Raw genomic sequence first — 3,680 nt, 5'->3', positions numbered from 1 at the left:
CAAATTGCATCTATATAGTTCCGTTAGGTTGACGGGTGCCCGCGTCAGCCGTTGGGAATGGTTTTGACAGAAACATGGAAATGTTATGCAAAAAAAGTGTTCTTCCCGGCGAAGGGGCTTTGGCTGTTTCTCTGGCGTTTGTCAAGAGGAAACAGCTTTTTTTGTTTTTCAAATAGAAAACAACTAGACGAGTTGGTTCGAATTTTGTAATATTATATTAAATTGAAAATAGTTTTATTATTTACATAGCAGTTTGAGAGGGGGAATGAACGGCCGGCATCGGAAGGCATGCATCAGTTTGCGGCGCCATCCGGCGCGGCGCACGAGCGCACAAGGCAGACGGACTCTATCGATATAGTATGCAGAAAAAGGTGTGCGCTCTGGTGACAGAACATTTTGAACAATGGGGGGAACAAGAAATGAAGAAAAAAGAGCAGCAGGTGTCTTTTTCTCATTGATGCTGACGGCGGGTCTTTTGGCCGGCTGCGGCGGCAACCAGCAAGGAGGCAGTTCTTCAGGCGGAAACAGCGGCGGAGGCGGGGGCGGCGATGTGATTAAAATCGGCGCCAACCTTGAGCTGTCCGGCGGGGTCGCGTCATACGGCCAGTCGATTGCGGAAGGGCTCGACTTGGCGCTTGAGGAAATCAACAAAGAAGGAATCAACGGCAAAAAGCTGGAGTTGGTGAAAGTCGACAACAAATCGGAAGCGGCCGAAGCGACGAACGGCGCGATCAAGTTGATCAGCCAGGATAAAGTCGTCGCCATCATCGGCTCGGCGACGAGCACGAACACGCTCGCTCAAGTGCAAGTCGCCAACGACAATAAAGTGCCGCTCATTACGCCGACAGGCACGAACCCGACGATCACGAACAAAGACGGCAAAGTGAACGAGTTCGTCTTCCGGACGTGCTTTATCGACCCGTTCCAAGGGACGGTGGCGGCCAAATTCGCCTTGAACGAACTGAAAGTGAAAAACGCGGCGGTGTTGATCGACAGCTCGAGCGACTATTCGAAAGGGCTGGCCGCTTCGTTTAAAGACGCGTTCACGCAAGGCGGCGGCAAAATTGTCGCTGAAGAGGCGTATGTCGCGAAAGACACCGATTTCCGTGCGACGCTGACGCGCATAAAATCAAAGAATCCAGAGTTCATTTTCCTGCCGGGCTATTATGAAGAAGTCGGCCTCATCGTCAAGCAGGCGCGCGAGCTTGGCTTGAACGTGCCGATCATGGGCGGCGACGGCTGGGATTCGCCGAAGCTGGTCGAGATCGCGGGCAAAGACGCGTTGAACAACACGTACATCACGAACCATTATTCGTCGGGCGACCCGGATCCGAAAATTCAAGAGTTTGTGAAAGCCTTTAAAGCGAAATACAACAAAGCGCCGGATGCGTTCAACGCGCTTGGCTATGATACAGCCTACTTCCTGGCCGACGCCATCAAGCGGGCCGGCAGCGCCGATCCGGTGAAAATTAAAGACGCGCTGGCGCAAACGAAAGATTTGCAGCTCGTCTCCGGCACGCTGACGCTCAATGAAAACCATGACCCGGTCAAATCGGCGGCCATTTTGGAATACAAAGACGGGCAGCAGCAATTCAAAACGAAAGTGAATCCGTAATGAAAGGCTGGATGGATGCATGGACGGGGGAGGCCCCTAAGGGGCGCCCTCCTGTCCGGCATTTCTTTTGGTCAACGACGAGTTTTCGTTAAGGAGCGTGCGATCATGGAACTCATTCAACAGCTGGTCAACGGCATTTCGCTAGGCAGCATTTATGCGCTCATCGCTCTTGGCTATACGATGGTGTACGGCATTGTTCGGCTCATTAACTTCGCCCATGGCGACGTCTTTATGGTCGGTTCATTCGTCGGTTTTTATGCCGTAACGATGCTTGGTGTCGGCTTTTTCCCGGCGCTTTTGCTGGCGATGGCCTCTTGCGCCGTGCTTGGGATGATCATCGAGCGGATTGCCTACAAGCCGTTGCGCAATGCGGCGCGCATCGCAGTGCTCATTACGGCGATCGGCGTATCGCTCTTGATTGAGTACGTCACGATTTATTTGCGCGGGGCCCAGCCGGAAGCGTATCCGAGCACGCTGCTGCCGGATCGGAACTTGAAGCTGTTTGGGGTTGTCATCAGCAGCCAGTCGCTGTTCATCCTCGGCACGTCCCTCGTTTTGATGATTCTTCTTCAGTTCATCGTTCACCGGACAAAAATCGGGAAAGCGATGCGCGCTGTTTCCCATGATGCGGAAGCGGCCCGGTTGATGGGAATCAACGTCGACAACACGATTTCGGCCACGTTCGCCATCGGTTCAGCGCTCGCGGGGGCGGCAGGCGTTATTTTCGGCATTTATTATACAAAAATCGAGCCATTGATGGGCATTCTTCCCGGATTGAAAGCGTTTGTCGCCGCCGTGTTGGGCGGAATCGGCATCATTCCGGGAGCGATGGTCGGGGGGCTTTTGCTTGGCGTCATCGAATCGCTCGTCAGCGGGCTCGGCTACTCGCTTTGGCGCGACGGAGTGGCGTTTGTCATTTTAATTCTCATTCTCATTTTCCGGCCGGCCGGATTGTTTGGCAAGAACGTACGAGAAAAAGTGTAAAGGATGGTAGGGGACAATGGCAACTTGGAAGCGGACTCGTGGATTTTGGGTTTCCGTCATACTGGCCTTCGCCTTTTTCGCTGTTGTCGAGTGGCTGATTGCAAGCGGGACGCTCAATGTGTTTTACGTCAACACGCTCTTTTTCATGGCGATCAACGTCATGCTGGCGGCGAGCCTTCACTTGATCATCGGCATCACCGGACAGTTTTCGATTGGACATGCCGGCTTTTTCGCCGTCGGCGCTTACGCTTCAGCCGTCATGACGATGAAGCTAGAGCTGCCGTTTGCGGTCGGCGTCTTGACCGCTGGGGTGGCGGCGGCGCTCGCCGGCCTCATCATCGGCGTGCCGAGCCTGCGTTTAAAAGGCGATTATTTGGCGATCGCCACGCTCGGCTTTGGCGAAATCGTCCGCATTGCGCTCTTGAACATCGATTACGTCGGCGGGGCGAGCGGCATGACGGTGACGCATATGACGACATGGCCATGGGTGTTCGCCTGCTTGTTTGCCACGATTTTGGTGATCGCCAACTTCACGAACTCGACGCACGGGCGGGCGTGCATCTCGATCCGCGAAGATGAAATCGCCGCCGATGCCATGGGGATCAACACGACGTATTACAAAGTGGCGGCGTTTGCGATCGGTTCGTTTTTCGCCGGCATCGCCGGAGCGCTGTACGCCCATCACTTTTACATCATTCAGCCGTCGAACTTCGGCTTTTTAAAATCGTTTGACATTTTGATTTTCGTCGTGCTCGGCGGGCTCGGCAGCCTATCCGGCGCGGTGGTGGCCGCGGTGCTGCTGACGATCGTTTCGACGTTCTTGCAAAACTATCCGGAAACGCGGATGATCATTTACAGCATCGTCTTGATTTTGGTGATGCTGTACCGTCCAACCGGGCTGATGGGGACGAAAGAACTATCTTCGCTCTTCAAATGGCGGAAGGCAGCGCAGGGAGGAATGAATCATGGCGGCAAAAACACCGTTGCTTAAGGCAGAAAACGTCGGCATCCAGTTTGGCGGGCTGAAGGCGCTCTCCGGTGTGACGATGGAGCTGCATCAAGGGGAGCTTGTCGGGCTCAT

3 protein-coding genes and 1 pseudogene are annotated in these 3,680 nt (G+C 54.3%); all 4 read left to right on the top strand.

Annotated elements, in window-relative coordinates; all coding sequences use genetic code 11:
• Positions 1-457 precede the first annotated feature (457 nt).
• A complete protein-coding gene (locus tag VU18_RS13005; RefSeq protein ID WP_369793575.1) occupies positions 458-1,615 on the top strand; it encodes an ABC transporter substrate-binding protein in 1,158 nt (385 codons plus the stop codon).
• A 105-nt stretch (positions 1,616-1,720) separates the two neighbouring features.
• Positions 1,721-2,599, top strand: coding sequence for a branched-chain amino acid ABC transporter permease (locus VU18_RS13000; RefSeq protein WP_011232449.1), 879 nt, complete (start codon positions 1,721-1,723; stop codon positions 2,597-2,599).
• Between the two features lie 16 nt (positions 2,600-2,615).
• Positions 2,616-3,590, top strand: a complete 975-nt coding sequence (locus tag VU18_RS12995; RefSeq protein ID WP_021321780.1) for a branched-chain amino acid ABC transporter permease — start codon at positions 2,616-2,618, stop codon at positions 3,588-3,590.
• Positions 3,565-3,680, top strand: a pseudogene (gene livG / locus VU18_RS20460) (high-affinity branched-chain amino acid ABC transporter ATP-binding protein LivG); the annotation flags it as partial. The gene VU18_RS12995 and the pseudogene livG, both read left to right, overlap by 26 nt.

The organism is Geobacillus sp. ZGt-1 (genome assembly GCF_001026865.1).
Lineage (GTDB): Bacteria > Bacillota > Bacilli > Bacillales > Anoxybacillaceae > Geobacillus > Geobacillus thermoleovorans.
This window is presented reverse-complemented; position numbering and strand designations above follow the sequence as displayed.